Here is a 15,881-nt window from a genome sequence, read left to right as displayed (position 1 = left end):
TTCGTGAATTAATATACAGGAAAAGTACAAGCAACCCAGTTATTTTGTAGCTTTGCAGTACTTAAACATACGAAATATGATTAAAGAGTTCGACTTTTTAGTAATTGGTTCCGGTATAGCCGGCATGAGTTTCGCTCTGAAAGTGGCTCATAAAGGCAGGGTAGCACTTATCTGCAAGACGGAACTGGAAGAGGCCAACACCTTCTTCGCCCAAGGGGGTATCGCCTCAGTAACCAATACACTGGTAGATAATTTCGACAAGCACATTGAGGACACCATGATTGCGGGTGACTGGATAAGCGACCGTGCCGCCGTGGAGAAAGTGGTGCGTGAAGCGCCCGGACAAATCAAAGAACTGATAGACTGGGGAGTAGAATTCGACAAGAACGACCGAGGAGACTTCGACCTGCACAAAGAAGGCGGACATTCCGAGTTCCGCATTCTGCATCATAAGGATAATACCGGTGCCGAGATACAAGAAAGCCTCATCAGGGCCGTAAAAACGCATCCCAATATCGAGATATTCAACCGTCACTTTGCCGTAGAAATCATCACGCAGCACCACATGGGTATCATCGTAACCCGCCATACTCCGGGCATCAAGTGCTTCGGGGCGTATGTACTGAATGAAGATACGGGCGAAGTGGACACTTTCCTTTCCAAAGTAACACTGATGGCTACAGGTGGCGTGGGTGCTGTTTATCGCAACACTACTAATCCGCTGGTGGCCACAGGAGACGGTATAGCTATGGTATATCGTGCCAAAGGTTTTGTACAGGACATGGAATTCATCCAGTTCCACCCCACTGCACTTTATCATCCGGGCGACCGCCCCTGTTTCCTGATTACAGAAGCGATGCGCGGATACGGTGCCGTATTGCGTAATATGGGGGGAGAAGAGTTCATGCAGAAGTATGACCCTCGTTTATCGCTCGCTCCACGTGATATTGTGGCACGTGCTATCGATAGTGAAATGAAACAGCGCGGTGATGACCACGTTTATCTGGACGTTACGCATAAGAACCCGGAAGAAACCAAAAAGCATTTCCCGAATATCTATGAGAAATGCCTCAGTCTGGGCATTGATATTACCAAAGATTATATCCCTGTGGCTCCTGCCGCCCATTACCTTTGCGGGGGTATCAAGGTGAATTTGAACGGAGAGTCTTCTATCAATCGCTTGTATGCTGTAGGAGAATGCTCCTGTACAGGTTTACATGGAGGAAACCGGTTGGCTTCCAATTCATTGATAGAAGCCGTTGTCTATGCCGATGCCGCTGCTAAACACGCATTAAGCGAGCTCGACCGTTACGAATTCAATCACGAAATACCGGAGTGGAATGCTGAGGGCACGGTGACCAACGAAGAAATGGTGCTTATTACCCAAAGTATGAAAGAGGTGAACCAGATTATGGGTGCGTATGTAGGCATTGTCCGCAGTGACCTGCGTCTGAAACGTGCCTGGGTACGCCTGGATATGATATACGAGGAAACGGAAGACTTATTCAAACGCAGCAAGGCATCCAGGGCTATCTGTGAATTGCGTAATATGGTTAATGTAGGTTATCTGATTACACGTCAGGCAATAGAACGCAAGGAAAGCCGCGGGTTGCACTATACGATTGACTATCCGCACGCAAAGAAATAAGATAAGAGATATTATCTTTACCTACCACCTCCTCCTACGGGGTACTCCTCCTTTTTGAAGGAGGAAAGTTAAGATATTACCGCTTATAATGCAGAACACCCAGATGTTTAATTAAAAACATCCGGGCGTTCTTTATCGTAGAAATAAGAATTTCTTAATAATTTTCCTTCTTTACTTCGAAGTAAGCCTGCGGATGCAAGCAAGCCGGGCAAACTTCAGGAGCTTCCTTACCTGTATAGATGAAACCACAGTTACGGCATTGCCATACCACTTCGCCTTCTTTAGCGAATACAGTAGCGTTCTCAATATTGTTTACGAAAGCCAGGTATCTTTCTTCATGACCCTTTTCGGCAATTGAAATGTTGCGGTACATAGCAGCAATTTCATAGAAACCTTCTTTTTCTGCCACGTCAGCAAAGTGAGGATAATCCAATGACCATTCTTCGTGTTCGCCGGCAGCAGCTTCTTTCAGGTTGTCCAATGTAGTGCTGATGACACCGGCAGGATAGCTTGCAGTGATTTCCACCATACCACCTTCCAGATACTTGAACATACGTTTAGCGTGTTCTTTTTCCTGGTCAGCCGTTTCAGTGAAAATAGCAGCGATTTGTTCGTAACCTTCTTTCTTAGCCACACTTGCAAAGTAAGTGTAACGCATTCTTGCCTGTGATTCTCCTGCAAATGAGGTCAACAGATTCTTTTCTGTTTGAGTTCCCTTAACACTTTTAGCCATAATCTTTTTCTTATTTAGTTAGTAAATTACGTATCAATTGTCGTTAGTCATTCTTATTAACAACACAAAAATAGGGATTTTGTTTGATATTTACACGTTTTTTATTCATCGGATTTGTCTATGCAGGGATAGATAAAATCTATATCTCGTCACTTACCTTGAAATAATCAAAATCGACACATCCTCCCAAGTTCTCCGTAGAGTAATAGAATAAACCGAAACGATAGCCCACAAAATGAGGCCAGTCGTAATACATCTGTAAAGTATCACCTATCTTCGTCCAGTTTTTCCCATCCAGACTATAAAAGAAATAGGCTTTATCCGTTTTATCATAGAAGTCGAAATCTGCTTTCAGATAAACACGTTCCTGCTCCAACGGAACAGTTTCCATTACTTTACCCAATGCATCACCTTTCTGCTGTGCACGCTGCATCACAACATACTTCTTTCCGTTTTCCATCTTCACTCCTACAAAGCCATACTGGTTCTGGAAAGCTGAAAGCCCTGCCACATCGCCGTCATTCATGCATCCCACTTCCAACGCCACATTTGCCGAACAAGTCGGGCCATAAGTGCGCTGTGTCAGCGTATTTCTTGCTTCCTGAATATGATTGGCCAGAATCCCCGACTTCAATCGCAGATATCCTTTCCGTTCTGTCAACGACCAAAGATTATTGTTAAGATTATGATTCCATTGCCATTCCAAATTCAAATTAGAGCCACTGTAACCATATTCATTCTCATCCACAGCCTTCTTTACTTCTTCGGCCGGAGCAGTTTGCACCATTTTCTTCAGCCTCTTATAAGAAATACCGGCTGTAATATTTGTATTCACATTCTTATCCGAATATACCTTACGCGAACGCCCATTATTGAAGTCATCTGAAATGACAATGCCGTTACCAGTATATCCTTTCACCGGTTTCTCCAGAATCTGGTCAACACTTTTCCCTCCATTTCCCAACACAGGCCAGCCATCATTCCATTCCATAGGAATCAATACCGGAATACGACCCACCGAACCATAGTCCTGGAACAGAAAAGCATACCATTTTCCATCTTTTGTATCAACGATACCGCCCTGAGCGATACCAGTGAAAGGCATTACATCTTTCCCGTTTTTATCAACGATGTTACCGGCAAATATACGTTTCACCTCAAAAGAACCCGGTTCCAGTGTCTTTGATCTCCACACAATCTCCTGACGCTGCCAGCCTACACCTTGAATCATAAAGATATAGTAATATTCACCAATCTTATACCCATGATATCCTTCCGCCCTGAGTCCTTCAGCCGGATTTTCAATGTTTGCATGGTCTATTATGATCTTCGGCTTGCCCAGAGTGACGTCATAATTCTGGTCTACCGTGAACTCTCTGATATAAGTTTCATGTTTACCCAAATCATCCGAAGGATTGACTATGTACTTTTTGCATTCAGTACCGGTATCTTCAAACAAGAATCCCGGATCATAACATTTATCAACTACACTCCTGTGCCACGGACCATTCTCAACATCTTCCGTAGAGAATATATAAGACTTATTGGTAGTATTGCAAGTGACAATCACATAATATCTCTTCTCATATTTGTCATAGCGGATATTAGCCGCCCACGATCCGCTTGCATAATCACTCTTTCCATTTTTCAATGCAAATCCATCCGCCTCTTCCAACTGGTCATAGGCATAGTTCACCACTTTCCAGTTCACCAAATCATAAGACTTCATAATGGTGCATCCCGGAGCCATATGCATGGTAGTGCTCACCATATAAAATGCATCATCCACACGTATCACAGAGGGATCGGGCGCATCGGCAAAGATTACCGGATTAGAACAAGTTCCATCTCCATTGTCAGATATCTGAGCCGACACTTGCATATGCCCTCCAAGCAATAGCTGAAGAACAAGCATTCCTACTTTTAAAATTCTCATGTTTCTCATTCTATTAAATTCAATTTTACAAAACTTCTTTTTATTGTTGTTTTTCTAATCGAACTGCCAGGAAGAAAGCGTTAACAAATGATCTCCCTGCCCTCTGAAAACCAGATATAAATCGCGAACACCCACTGCATTCGATACAAGACAGGATTTCTCCACCCAGTTCTGTTTACCACCAGTATTGTTAATTTCAAGACTGCCAACCATCACTCCATCAGGATCACCTAAACGAATTTCAATCTTTCCTCCTTTACCGTCACTCGCCACCTTTGCCATGAAACGCTTTGCTCCATGCATACCGAAGTCGACTCCTTTGATTACTATCCAACTGCTATCCTTTACGTCGCTCAGATAGCGTCCGCCCTTTCCGTCAGCTTCAGTATTAACGCCATGCGCATGAGCCATAACGGTTGCACTGGTCCATTTATAAGGGTCAAAGTTCTTCAGTTGTGGCACACCATCCACTGTAGGAATGACTTGCCTGATTGTTCCATCTGCATTATAATATAAACGATCGATAGCCACATTCCTCATATACTCCCGATATCTGCGTTCCGCCACTTTATTATCACGAGCTACCTGCCGGTTATGATAAGCAATATACCACTCTCCTTTAAACTGAAAAATGGAGTGATGATTATTCATTCCGTCATTTACAGGAGGATTCGACATTATCAGACTCGGACTATCAAAGCCTTCCATCGGCCTGTTACTCACCACATATTCAATATTAGCAGGAGAACTGAAATAATGTCCCGCATAAGAGTAATAATATTTTCCCCGATATTTATGAACATAAGAAGCCTCAAAGAATCCGGGAGTATTTACTTTTACAGCACCCCCATCCGTTTCCACCATATTTTCTTTAAGTTTAATGACACGCGCATTGTCGGGGTGCGCCCCTCCAAAATACATATAAGCCTGCCCGTCATCATCTATCAGCACACTCGGATCAAAACACCACATTCCCCATGCCTCACTTCCCCGCAAAGCACCGGGAGCTTCGGCATTATTCATTTTGGGTTTGTTGTCATCATCCAGCAACAAGACCCCCGGAGTGCCATGATCTACCCCAGGTCCTTTATTACTATCAACAAAAGGTCCCGTAGGACTATCACTGACTGCAACACCAATGCCACGGTCACCATTGCCATAATAAAGATAAAATTTATTATTCCTGCGAACCACACAAGGAGCCCACGAAAGATGAGCCCCCCATTTTGAATCTTTCACATCAAACACCTCTCCATGATCCGTCCAGTTCTTCATATCATCCGTCGAGATACACGTGATACTTTTCATGTAATATCCAGGCTCCGGACCATTCGGTCCGGTTTGCAAAAAATCAGCAGAACAATATAAGTATAAACGTCCGTTATATTCCAATCCCCAAGGGTCGGCTGTATAGCGTTGTGTAAAGATAGGATAATCGGCCAATGCCGATATAGTAATCAGCAGTAAGAGAAATGTTATAAACACTCTTTTTTTCTTTATAAGTATACGAATCATAGTATTATTCTATTTTTAATATATGCCTGACCTTTTCATTTAGTCATTATTTAATTAGGTATATTATAACCCGTTGGTGGAATTGGCCGTTGACCTGGCTTTAGTCAGGCTCATATCAAATAGGGTTCAGGTCCGTACCTTCTCCGTAGCAAATTCGGTTAGAAGTACCTCTAACCGAATTTGCTACGGAGAAGGTACGGAGCAGATACGAGCCAGGTGTGGACAGAACCCGGTCTTGAGTCCTTCCAGACACAAGGAAGAAAATATTAATTCCATCAACGGGTGTATATATACTGTACTATCACGTTTATAAGACTTCTTTAATTTCAGTCCCCTTAGTGATACCTCCTTCATTAAAACTATCAATCGTGAAATAATACGTCTGTTCTGTATTCAGAATATTTATCAACAAGCTATTGCCTGAATAAACCATATAATTTTGGTACAGTTTATCCTTAGCTGATCCAAAACGTATGTTGTATCCTGTTGCTCCATTCACTTCATCCCAAGTCAAATTCACCTTTCTCCGGTCGTTCTGGCTTCGGATAGCAGAAAAATCTTTCACTTCGACCGGCGTTGCCTTATCCACCTTACCAAAAGCCCTCAGTCCCGACAGAGAGAACTTACCGGAGGGACAATACACATTTGTGATACGAAGATATTTTGTTGTAACAGGTTTATCCAGTTGGATATAGTCACTTGGGGCATCCTTATCGTTATCTGATTTATCCACTACCATATTCCAGTTTACTCCATCAACAGAACTTTCTATGTAATACTGGTAGTAAATATTCCCGCTCCTTCCAAACAATCCGGCATCCTGATCACCAAAGTTCACTTGAATGGCATATACCTGGCTCTCCTCTCCCAGGTCTATCGACAGATATTCTCCTTTATCACCGGTCTTCGCACTCCACCAAGTACGGATATCTTCATTGACGGCATTCTTCTCCGGACATCCTTCAAGTGTAGACGACGCTTCTGTTGCCTTCTGATAAGAGAGTAGCATCCAGCCCGGAAACAATTCTTCGGGAGATGAAATTTTCTTCTCCGGCATTATCATCGGATAATCTCCCCAACCCGTATAAGCGTACATTTCACCATCCTCATCAAAGAAGGTAGGGAAAAGTGACAGACGCCTTTCAAACATGTGGCGTACTGAAACAGTAACTGTTCCTATATGCCAGTAATTTCCATAGTTGTCCAGGAAAGTACTGCCATGCCCTGCCCCGTTGGCAAATCCCTCCGGTTTATAGGCAAAAGGGTTATGGTGGGCAAGCGTAAAAGGGCCTAACGGATTATCAGAGATATATACTCCATCACAGTAACTTTTAAACTGTGTGCCGGGTCCGGAGTATTGCAAATAATACTTCCCTGCATGCTTAGTGACAAATGCCCCTTCAATCCACGGACTATCATTGTCCCAGATATTATAGTCTCCCGGAACTTCCCAGCCGTACTTTTTGCGATCACTAACCATCAAAGGTACCATTTCACCGGTAGGTTTCATCGTTTCCTTATCCAGTTCTACCCCCATAATGGGTTGGTCGGGGCTACAACCACTGTAAAGATACACCCGTCCGTCTTCATCGCGGAAGTATGCCGGATCATTCAGGTCATAAGGAAAACTATCCGTAAACAGCTCCCAATTACCTTTTTTGACATCAATAGCTTTATAAACCCTCCGTGTACCAGTTGAAGTTGTGAAAAACAGGTTGCCATCAACTTCTTCCACCGTAGGAGCATACTCCTCTACCGGAAGATTATCCGCAGTTATCAAATCCCAGTTTATCAAATCTACAGAATGAAAATACCCACCCGATTTGGACGGGAAAAGATAATACTCTCCCTGATATACAATCATCGAGGGATCTGCCGCTTCTCTCCTGGACGGTTCATCCAGGCAGAAGCGGTAACTCAAATCAACAGGATTACAAACGGTTCGATAAGAAACCTCTTCTTTTCCGGTTCCACAGCCCACAGCAAGTATTGCCAAGGCAGAGCATAAAAGTAAGCGACACTTCATCATTTTATTCATATATTTATTATACCTATTATCTTAACTATCAATCTATTTTATCAATGCTAATACCGTGCTTTTATCCGCAAAACCGTATAGGAAAATGGTGAAAACTCATAATTAAAGTTCTTTCCAAACTTATCATAGGAAATCACTTCCGGATAAATCTTATAAGGTTCGTCGAAAGAGTTCTCTTCACCCAAACTATTGGCTTTCAGAGAAATTACTTTTCCGGTATTTTCAATTACAGCCGCACCATCCAGTTTAAATTCTGCTACGTACGGTTTACTGTTTGCATTCACTACTTTCACTATTACTTCTCCGGCAGTTTCATCATATCCCGAAGCAAAGAAATGGAGTGGATAAGTCTCGGCAAGAGTTTCCAAAGCCACCTTTCCATCCACGTAAAGAGTTGCCTTCAGCGGCGTCACTTCCACCTTCACATCATACCACTGACCAGTCTGCACACTAATAGGTTTAGTTGTTCCCAGTATGCCTGCCGTAGAACCGTCCATAAAGCATTCAACCCCTACGTTAGTGTTTCCCCATAAACCTACATTGAAAACATAACCATTCATCCCGTCTTCCGTCATTCCGTAGTAAATAAAGAATCCTTCCCGTCCCTCATTCTTGAGCACCTTCAGTTCCAGCGTATATTCATCCGATGAAAAATCTTTCAGAAGAGTACGGGTGGCTGCCTGAATGGCCGTTTGTGATATTACTCCATCAGGTAAAACATTCCATTCTCCCTGCTTGTGTTCAAATTGAGATGGATCAATCGCCCGCACCTCTCCATGCTGTGTCACCTTGATATCCTTGAAATCCACCTTCGTATCCCAAGAACCAATACCAAATGTTCCGGTCTTAATCAGCTTCGTTTGTAGTTCGCCCACAGACTTACTGATACCCAGGTTATAATCCGGTGCATGGTCGGCAAACATTTTCTGTACATAGTAAGAAGCCCTTCCCACCACTTGCTCGTTATTAAACCAAATCAGATTGCACTTCCAGTTGGGTTGATGATCATTACAAAGTAAAGGTGCATAGGAGGTCATAGTCACAAAATCTGAGTTGCGTTCCATCCCCATGATAAAAGCAGCTTCGCTCAAAGCAGCTTCCATATTTCCTTTACCTACGCCATTGTTGCAGGCATACTCACCTACATAAGTGGTGTACTTGCCACGCTGCTTATCATCAAAAAGTCCGTTAGCAGCAAAGAAGAAACCGGGATTTTCATACCAATGCGGGTCTACCATATCCGTCTGCTCCACCATCTCAATTTCCCGTTCTTTCCAAGACATGGTGTTGATGAATGTAAGGTCCGGATACTCCTTTTTCAGGTGAGAGTAAAGATAATTAAAGTGACGGGCGTAGATATCCGTACTATTCTCGTTACCAATTTCTACATACTTCAACGGGAAAGGCTCCGGATGTCCGGCAGCTGCACGTCTGGCTCCCCATTCGCTCTTCACATTCCCGATAGCATATTCAATAGCATCACGAATATCTTGCAGAAAAGGTTCCAGTTCTGCCTCTGAAACATAATCTCCATTGCGAATGGAACATGACATACCGGCATTGGCAACAAACATAGCATCCATATTTAAATCCTCACAGAATTGCAGGAACTCATGATACCCCATTCCCCAACTACTGCGATATCCCCAAAGCACCCATTCACCGCGGCGAGTCATCGGGTCACCTAAGGTTTCTTTCCACTTTACACGGTTCTCCAATGTTGCACCTTCCACAATACATCCACCGGGCCAACGCATAAAAGCTGGTTTCATACCTGCCAGAAACTCAGCGATGTCCTTTCGTAAACCATTGGGTCGATTCTTGAATGTCTCCCGGGGAAACAAAGAGACATAGTCCACGAACAAGTTTCCATTGGCAGTGAACTCCAACCGGAACTCACCTTTATTAATTGTTTTTCCGGCAATCAATTCTGCTTTATACTCCACCCATTTACCGCTATGATTCACCTCAAACGTATGAGACGCCACTACTTCTCCCGAAGCCGTATCGTAAATATTAGCTGTTACCGTCCCTTTATAGTCACGGCTGAACAGATAGAAACGAAGATCATATTTCTCATTTTCTTTCACAGCGATTCCCCAATAACCGGAGTTTATCAATTCGACTTTTCCGCCAGTTTCTATATTGCTTATACCTAGCTTGAATGCATTCGGAGTATTCTTATGCAGGGGTTCTGACGGAGTAATTACATCTTTAGTCACATCACACTTTTCACTGACAACACTCCAAGCCTTAAACTTCAGGGCTTCTTCATCCCAATGGGCATACCAGTTATTCTCATGCCCGCCGTAGTAGCTGGGAGAAGTTGGTGCACATGCTTTATGCTCCCGAAGCATGGTACCGGAAGGTAATTCGTGTTCTTCAAAACCACGATTCTGAATCAACTCGGCATAAAGTCCTCCGTCACCGGCATGGTTTATCTCTTCAAAGAAGATGCCATACATAGAAGAAGCTACTTCTGCTCCTTTATCTTGCAAATTGATTACTATTTCGTCTTGTGGCACCATAGTGCTACAAGCACTCCATAACAAGGCAGATGCCGCAAGGCAAAAAGAAACTCGTTTCATGATTAAATTATTTAGCAGGTTAATATTTGTTTGCCTGCAAAAGTAAGGGGCGCTCCCCCTTTCTGCCTTTCAATTTTAGATATTTGAGTTTTAAGTTTGGATATAAATGCAAGATAGAATGACTTATCTATTATAAATCTTCCAGCAGCAACCACCGATAAACAAAATAAGCAATAATGTTACACCAAATGCCCAATAGTTAACCGTACGGGATTTAACCGCTAATGTGTAGTCGCCCTCTAAAAGGCGGAATGCATCTACTTTCCAGATAAGTGAACCATCTTTTTGCAAAGCAGCGTTGGTAGAAATAACTCTTCCAGGCATGGACAGTTCGAACTGCACGGCATATCCAAAAAGTTCCGCAATCTGTCCTTTCTTCTCAAACAACTCATCCATTGATTTTCCGTTTGACTTATATAAGTCTGAGAAATATTTCGTCTGACTGAATTCATCCAGATAACCGCATACTCCTTCGGGTGCACCATCATCACCGGCATCTTTCCCGGAAAAATACTTCCCATAGATAGGCTCTTTCAAATCCGCCAACTGGCGCACGAAAGCCGTATCCCCTTTCTGAGTTACAAAGTGAAGTATTACCTCATAGCTGAGTTCATATTGGCTACGATTATACCATTTCCAGAACTTCGCTTCAATATCATCCAACATATTATTCTGTTCGATACCATTCAATCCGCTCAAAGCTTCCGTATCACCACGGAACCATATCCGCTGTTCTTCTTTAGTCAGATATTTCTCAAGAGGCACAGGTCCCTTATCTGATAATTCGCTATATGTAGCCGTATATTCGTAGTAGGTATAGAACCAACGGAAACTCTTCCGAAGCTTTTCAACCGGAACCACTAAAGGATGCATATATTCCTTCCCGTCCAAAGTACTGAAAGGCTCTGAACCAACCATAGGATAAGTCCGTCCTGCTTTTACATTCAGCTTCTCTTCATCTCCCCAACAGTTGAATTTAACAACGGAATCAAGCTTATCCAGTTCCCATCCTGAAGTTATCTGGAATAAAAACGGATTGTGTGTCCTGTCCCCCGCAAGAAAAGAGGAGTCGCCATATGCATACACTTCTCTATGCATGCTGCCATCACTATTTACCTGAGAAACCATCCGGTAATAGGTACCACAAGAGGTCATACCGAGCAGCAAGACAATTGCTGCAATCCATTTATTTGTTCTCATAATAATTTTATTTAATAAATTCTCTTTGTTAATTCCATCACTCTGTTTCGCCTTAGTTTCCTGAACTGTATATATTGGCCGGACAGGTAATCGCTTTTCTCAGAAAGCCTCATCTTTTCCCAGCCTTCCGGCAAAGAAAAAGAATAAGTATCATTCACCTGTAAACGATATCCTTCCATCGGCTTCACTTCATAAGGAACCGGAGTAAAAAGAGTCTCACTCACCAATAGAGACAGCAGCAGTCCAGCGGCGATTCCGGAAAGCCAACCGACAATCAACAACTTCTTTTTCTTCCTTCGGGAAGATGTCCGGGCTACCCGTTGCAGAATATTCGCAGCCAGTTCATCCGGATTACTCATCACAGGCTGCCTGCCTCTGATTTCAGCCAGCCATTCTTCATAATGTCTATCATCTTGTTTCATAAGTCTGTATCTATTTGATTCATTTTATCTCTAATATATTTTCGGGCCAGATAAAGAGTACTCTTAATTATCCCGGAGGAAAATCCGGTAATGGCTTGCACTTCCGATACATCCAGTTCTTCAATATCTCTCAGCGTAAAAATCAGCCTTTGTTGAGGAGACAGTTCACTGGTATATTTCAGGATAAGTTCTTTCAATTGCCTGTTGGATACAGTCAATTCTATATTATCATCAGATGAAATAGTTGTGGGGCAAGAATGACCGGCATCATTATCGAGCGGTGAATGGCGCAAGGAGCGCAGGCGGTCATAACAGGTATTACAGGCAATTTTATAAAGCCAGGTAGAAAAGCGGGCCTTAGCATCGTATTTATCCAATGCCAGCCACACCTTTACAAAGGTTTCCTGCACCATATCTTTGGCTTCATCTTCGTTGCACAGCAACCGGAATGCAAGCCGGAATACAAGCGGTTGAAACTCAGAGAGCAGAAGAGAAAATGCATTCATATCTTCTCTTCTGCTCCTGACTATAAGCTCTTGTATCTTTTCTTGGTTCATCATTATAACATCTTCGTTTATTAATGATACGTAAGAAAATGCATCCGGTCGATTGCCACCGCAAATATAACCTACAAAAAGCTTATTTTTCTATTAAATCAAGGGAAACTCAGTTCTTAATAATCTCTTTCTCTACAATTACTTCTTTTTCATCAGCAGATGGATTTACAATTCCGGCTACTTCCGCCGCAGTCTTCGGCTTCACCGTAATCCCTTCTTTGGTTTGTTCAACATATGCCATACGACCATCCGGCAAGTAATATAGATAATCAACACAAACGCTTCTACGGCCTGTGGCTCCTGATTTTCCATTCAGAGTAAGTGTTGCATTATGATAGAACAGATAGCTTTGACCCTTAAATTCAATGATTCCCGGATGTATGGTAAAGCTGTTTTCTGCCATCCCTGTCAAAAGTCCACGGTATGTCCACGGTCCTTTCATACTTGGTGCTGTCGCATAGCTTATCGTCTCACGTCCTTTGCCCATTGATGCATATGTCAGATAGTAGAAATTCCCATGTTTATGAATCCATGGTCCCTCTACAAACTTCGGCATTTTAAGTATCTCTATAGGTCCATCCAGTTCTATCATATTAGGTTTCAGTTTTACCAAAAAACAAGTTCCGTTACCCCAACTCATCCAAGGAGTACCGTCATCATCCACAAAAACTGTCGGATCTATATCGTTCCACCATCCGCGCGCTCCATTAGGAGTCATATCATCCGTCACAAGCGGCGTACCTCGCGGGTCGACAAAAGGTCCTGTCGGACTATCCGAAACGGCAACTCCCACTACTTTACTATTGTACGGCGGTCCCGCTTGTACTGTTGTATAATAATAGAATTTCCCGTCTTTTTCCACAACCTGAGATGCCCATGCCTCGCCTACACCCCATGAGAAATCCGTAGGTTTAAGCACACTTCCATGATCTGTCCACGTCTTCATATCTTTGGTGGAATAGCATAACCACTCCGTTATGTTAAAGTCCTGCCCCTCTTCAGCTTCATCATGGCCCACATAGAGATAAAGCGTACCATTGTGCACCATCGGCGCCGGATCAGCCGTAAATTTATTCAAAACTACCGGATTTCCTTTCGGAGTAAATTTCACTTCATTACTTTTCCCACCCAAACCGGACAAGAGCAGATACAAACTAAAAGCAAAAAGACTATTTTTCATAATAAAATAATTAAGTATACAATTTAATATATTCACTGAACTGGCATAAACTTATAAAGTAATACGCCATGAGCCGGAACATTCAGAGATAATGTTTCCCGTCCGGCATCCAGTGTTTTTATGTCTTTTTGCCTCCAAAGGTCACGGACAGTCTGCTTACCTGTAATACCCAGTTTATCAAAGTCCCGGAAAGAAATATCTGTCTTTTCACGATCAAAATTACAGAATCCCACCGCTTTACTGCCGTCTTCCAACTCCTTCACATAAATACGTAGTTCTCCTATGGCATGTACACACGTAGCTTGTTTGCCCAAAGGATCCTGATTGACAGCAATAACCTCATTATTAGTCAACAAACTGAAAGTGAAGTCATCCATCTTTTCCAAGTCGCAACCTATCAGGAGGGGGGCAGAAAACAAGCTCCAAAGACTAAAGTGAAGATATTGTTCATCGGGTTTAAGCTTGGTTTGGTGAGGATTTCCCCAACCTACAATACCAACCACCAGTATATCCGGATCATTCCAATTACCCGGTTTTGCCCAAGCTGCCGCCTTGTCTTGGGCAAGAGCGATACTTTTTACACTTTCCCAGGTATCAGTGATGTCATTAGTTGTACGCCAACACTGGCTTCCGACAGCATCTCCCCATTCCCAGACATCTCCCATACCATATTGGCACAGGTTATACACAATATCACGGGGTTGTTGGCGTAAATAGTCGCCCATGATTTTAAACGGTTTCCTACCGGCAATCGAATCTCCTCCTCCCTGAAAAGCTAAAGAAGATACGCTATAGGGATCTTTCTTCAAATCACGGTCGAGTACTCCTCCATAACTGCACCAGTCGTATTTCAAATAATCAATTCCCCATTTGGCATACATGTCGGCATCCTGTTTCTCGTAGCCATAGCTACCTACACAGCCTCCGCAAGTCCACGGGCCGGGTGAAGAATAAATACCCACTCTCATTCCAAGTGAATGGATATAGTCAGCCAATCCCTTCATGTCAGGGAATTGGGCATTGGTCAGGATGTTGCCACGGGCATCGCGAAACTTTCCGCTTCTGGTCCGGTCATTGGGGTCCCGGTGATGTTGCCACGAGTCATCTATATTGATATAAGTCCAGCCGTAATTAATCAAACCGCTTTCTACCATGGCTCTTGCCGCCTGCTTCACTTTCTCGGCCGAAACTTCGTGCCCGAAGCAGTTCCAACTATTCCAGCCCATCGGCGGGGTAAGAGCTATTTTGTCGCCACATTCAATGCGGAACTTCTTCTCAGCCATTCCTTTATCGTTTTTAGCCTGCAGAGTCACCTCAAACGTTCCGGGTTCGGTCAATTTACCCGTAATCAAACCCGTTTCCGGATTAATCTCCAACCCTGCCGGTAGGCCTGCTGCAGCAAATGCCATCGGACGATCACCAGTTGCCGCTACCTGAAACAGGAAGGGAGAACCGGGACGTACTCCAAATACAGAAGCGCCATTAATTCTTGGTGTCGCAGGAGCGGGAGGAGTCAGTATATAAGGCTCAGTAGCTATAAACTTCAGTGTGGGGAAACTTTTCTTACCCTTTGAAATAATTTTTGCATTCGCCCAATCCGCATGGTCATAATAAGGACCATCACCGCCATCAGCAACAATCAGTTCAAGTCTTTTCACGCCATCAAGTGAAACAGAGCATTGCTTAGCCGCATCTCCTGCTTTTACAACTCCGCTGGACCATAGCTGTTCCCCGTCTCCGATTACAATAAATTCAGCCGACGGCTTATGCTCCAGAATCTCATCATCCAGACCCACCTGAGCCGTAAATGATGTTGCTTTACCATCCAATTGAATTGCCAGTTCGCTGACAGAGTGGGTACCCACTCCACGTTCAAACGTCTGTCCTCCGATTGTCAGGGTTTTACCGTCAACCGATTTGTTTTTCATACCAACTCCATGTCCCTGGGTCATAGCTGTCAGGTCCAGATCATCAAGCCACACAGTCTGTGGCTGACTACACCCGGTAACAATACCTGCTAATATAAAACCTGCAATTATCAAAATCCTATTATTCTTCATACTC

The 15,881-nt window shown here is 43.4% G+C and carries 11 protein-coding genes; 1 reads left to right on the top strand and 10 read right to left on the bottom strand.

Features of this window, described 5'->3' with window-relative positions; translation table 11 throughout:
* The first annotated feature begins 76 nt into the window (after positions 1–76).
* Positions 77–1,648 carry an L-aspartate oxidase gene (gene nadB / locus HMPREF9447_RS12145; RefSeq protein ID WP_009130032.1) on the top strand — a complete coding sequence of 524 codons (1,572 nt, stop codon included), beginning with the start codon at positions 77–79 and terminating at the stop codon, positions 1,646–1,648.
* Between the two features lie 154 nt (positions 1,649–1,802).
* On the opposite strand, the gene rbr is transcribed toward nadB, so the two are convergent.
* From rbr to HMPREF9447_RS12095, 10 genes are all read right to left on the bottom strand, one after another.
* On the bottom strand, positions 1,803–2,381 hold the full coding sequence (gene rbr / locus HMPREF9447_RS12140; RefSeq protein ID WP_009130031.1) for a rubrerythrin: 579 nt from the start codon (positions 2,379–2,381) through the stop codon (positions 1,803–1,805).
* 139 nt (positions 2,382–2,520) lie between these two features.
* Positions 2,521–4,317, bottom strand: coding sequence for a glycoside hydrolase family 43 protein (locus tag HMPREF9447_RS12135; protein WP_157225278.1), 1,797 nt, complete (start codon positions 4,315–4,317; stop codon positions 2,521–2,523).
* A 54-nt stretch (positions 4,318–4,371) separates the two neighbouring features.
* A complete protein-coding gene (locus HMPREF9447_RS12130; RefSeq protein WP_244267607.1) occupies positions 4,372–5,802 on the bottom strand; it encodes a glycoside hydrolase family 43 protein in 1,431 nt (476 codons plus the stop codon).
* A gap of 337 nt (positions 5,803–6,139) precedes the next feature.
* Positions 6,140–7,861: a family 43 glycosylhydrolase gene (locus HMPREF9447_RS12125; protein WP_009130028.1), complete on the bottom strand. Its 1,722-nt coding sequence runs from the start codon at positions 7,859–7,861 to the stop codon at positions 6,140–6,142.
* A 56-nt stretch (positions 7,862–7,917) separates the two neighbouring features.
* Positions 7,918–10,458 carry an alpha-L-arabinofuranosidase C-terminal domain-containing protein gene (locus tag HMPREF9447_RS12120; protein ID WP_009130027.1) on the bottom strand — a complete coding sequence of 847 codons (2,541 nt, stop codon included), beginning with the start codon at positions 10,456–10,458 and terminating at the stop codon, positions 7,918–7,920.
* A 123-nt stretch (positions 10,459–10,581) separates the two neighbouring features.
* The gene (locus HMPREF9447_RS12115; RefSeq protein WP_009130026.1) at positions 10,582–11,658 is read right to left on the bottom strand and encodes a hypothetical protein; all 1,077 of its coding nucleotides are present in this window, start codon (positions 11,656–11,658) and stop codon (positions 10,582–10,584) included.
* Between the two features lie 11 nt (positions 11,659–11,669).
* On the bottom strand, positions 11,670–12,080 hold the full coding sequence (locus tag HMPREF9447_RS12110; RefSeq protein ID WP_009130025.1) for a hypothetical protein: 411 nt from the start codon (positions 12,078–12,080) through the stop codon (positions 11,670–11,672).
* Positions 12,077–12,640, bottom strand: coding sequence for an RNA polymerase sigma factor (locus HMPREF9447_RS12105; protein ID WP_009130024.1), 564 nt, complete (start codon positions 12,638–12,640; stop codon positions 12,077–12,079). The genes HMPREF9447_RS12110 and HMPREF9447_RS12105 overlap by 4 nt, the downstream gene beginning before the upstream one ends.
* 106 nt (positions 12,641–12,746) lie before the next feature.
* Positions 12,747–13,817, bottom strand: coding sequence for a glycoside hydrolase family 43 protein (locus HMPREF9447_RS12100; protein ID WP_009130023.1), 1,071 nt, complete (start codon positions 13,815–13,817; stop codon positions 12,747–12,749).
* Positions 13,818–13,849: 32 nt separating this feature from the next.
* The gene (locus HMPREF9447_RS12095) at positions 13,850–15,877 is read right to left on the bottom strand and encodes an NPCBM/NEW2 domain-containing protein (RefSeq protein ID WP_009130022.1); all 2,028 of its coding nucleotides are present in this window, start codon (positions 15,875–15,877) and stop codon (positions 13,850–13,852) included.
* Positions 15,878–15,881: the final 4 nt, after the last annotated feature.

It is taken from the genome of Bacteroides oleiciplenus YIT 12058 (assembly GCF_000315485.1).
GTDB lineage: Bacteria > Bacteroidota > Bacteroidia > Bacteroidales > Bacteroidaceae > Bacteroides > Bacteroides oleiciplenus.
The sequence above is the reverse complement of the archived record's forward strand: the minus strand, read 5'-3'. Positions and strand labels throughout refer to the sequence as shown.

Excerpts from the sequence above, each read along its gene's own strand:
- nadB (WP_009130032.1), top strand. The coding sequence starts at position 77 with ATGATTAAAGAGTTCGACTTTTTAGTAATTGGTTCCGGTATAGCCGGC.
- rbr (WP_009130031.1), bottom strand. The coding sequence starts at position 2,381 with ATGGCTAAAAGTGTTAAGGGAACTCAAACAGAAAAGAATCTGTTGACC.
- HMPREF9447_RS12135 (WP_157225278.1), bottom strand. The coding sequence starts at position 4,317 with ATGAGAATTTTAAAAGTAGGAATGCTTGTTCTTCAGCTATTGCTTGGA.
- HMPREF9447_RS12125 (WP_009130028.1), bottom strand. The coding sequence starts at position 7,861 with ATGATGAAGTGTCGCTTACTTTTATGCTCTGCCTTGGCAATACTTGCT.
- HMPREF9447_RS12120 (WP_009130027.1), bottom strand. The coding sequence starts at position 10,458 with ATGAAACGAGTTTCTTTTTGCCTTGCGGCATCTGCCTTGTTATGGAGT.
- HMPREF9447_RS12115 (WP_009130026.1), bottom strand. The coding sequence starts at position 11,658 with ATGAGAACAAATAAATGGATTGCAGCAATTGTCTTGCTGCTCGGTATG.
- HMPREF9447_RS12110 (WP_009130025.1), bottom strand. The coding sequence starts at position 12,080 with ATGAAACAAGATGATAGACATTATGAAGAATGGCTGGCTGAAATCAGA.
- HMPREF9447_RS12105 (WP_009130024.1), bottom strand. The coding sequence starts at position 12,640 with ATGATGAACCAAGAAAAGATACAAGAGCTTATAGTCAGGAGCAGAAGA.
- HMPREF9447_RS12100 (WP_009130023.1), bottom strand. The coding sequence starts at position 13,817 with ATGAAAAATAGTCTTTTTGCTTTTAGTTTGTATCTGCTCTTGTCCGGT.
- HMPREF9447_RS12095 (WP_009130022.1), bottom strand. The coding sequence starts at position 15,877 with ATGAAGAATAATAGGATTTTGATAATTGCAGGTTTTATATTAGCAGGT.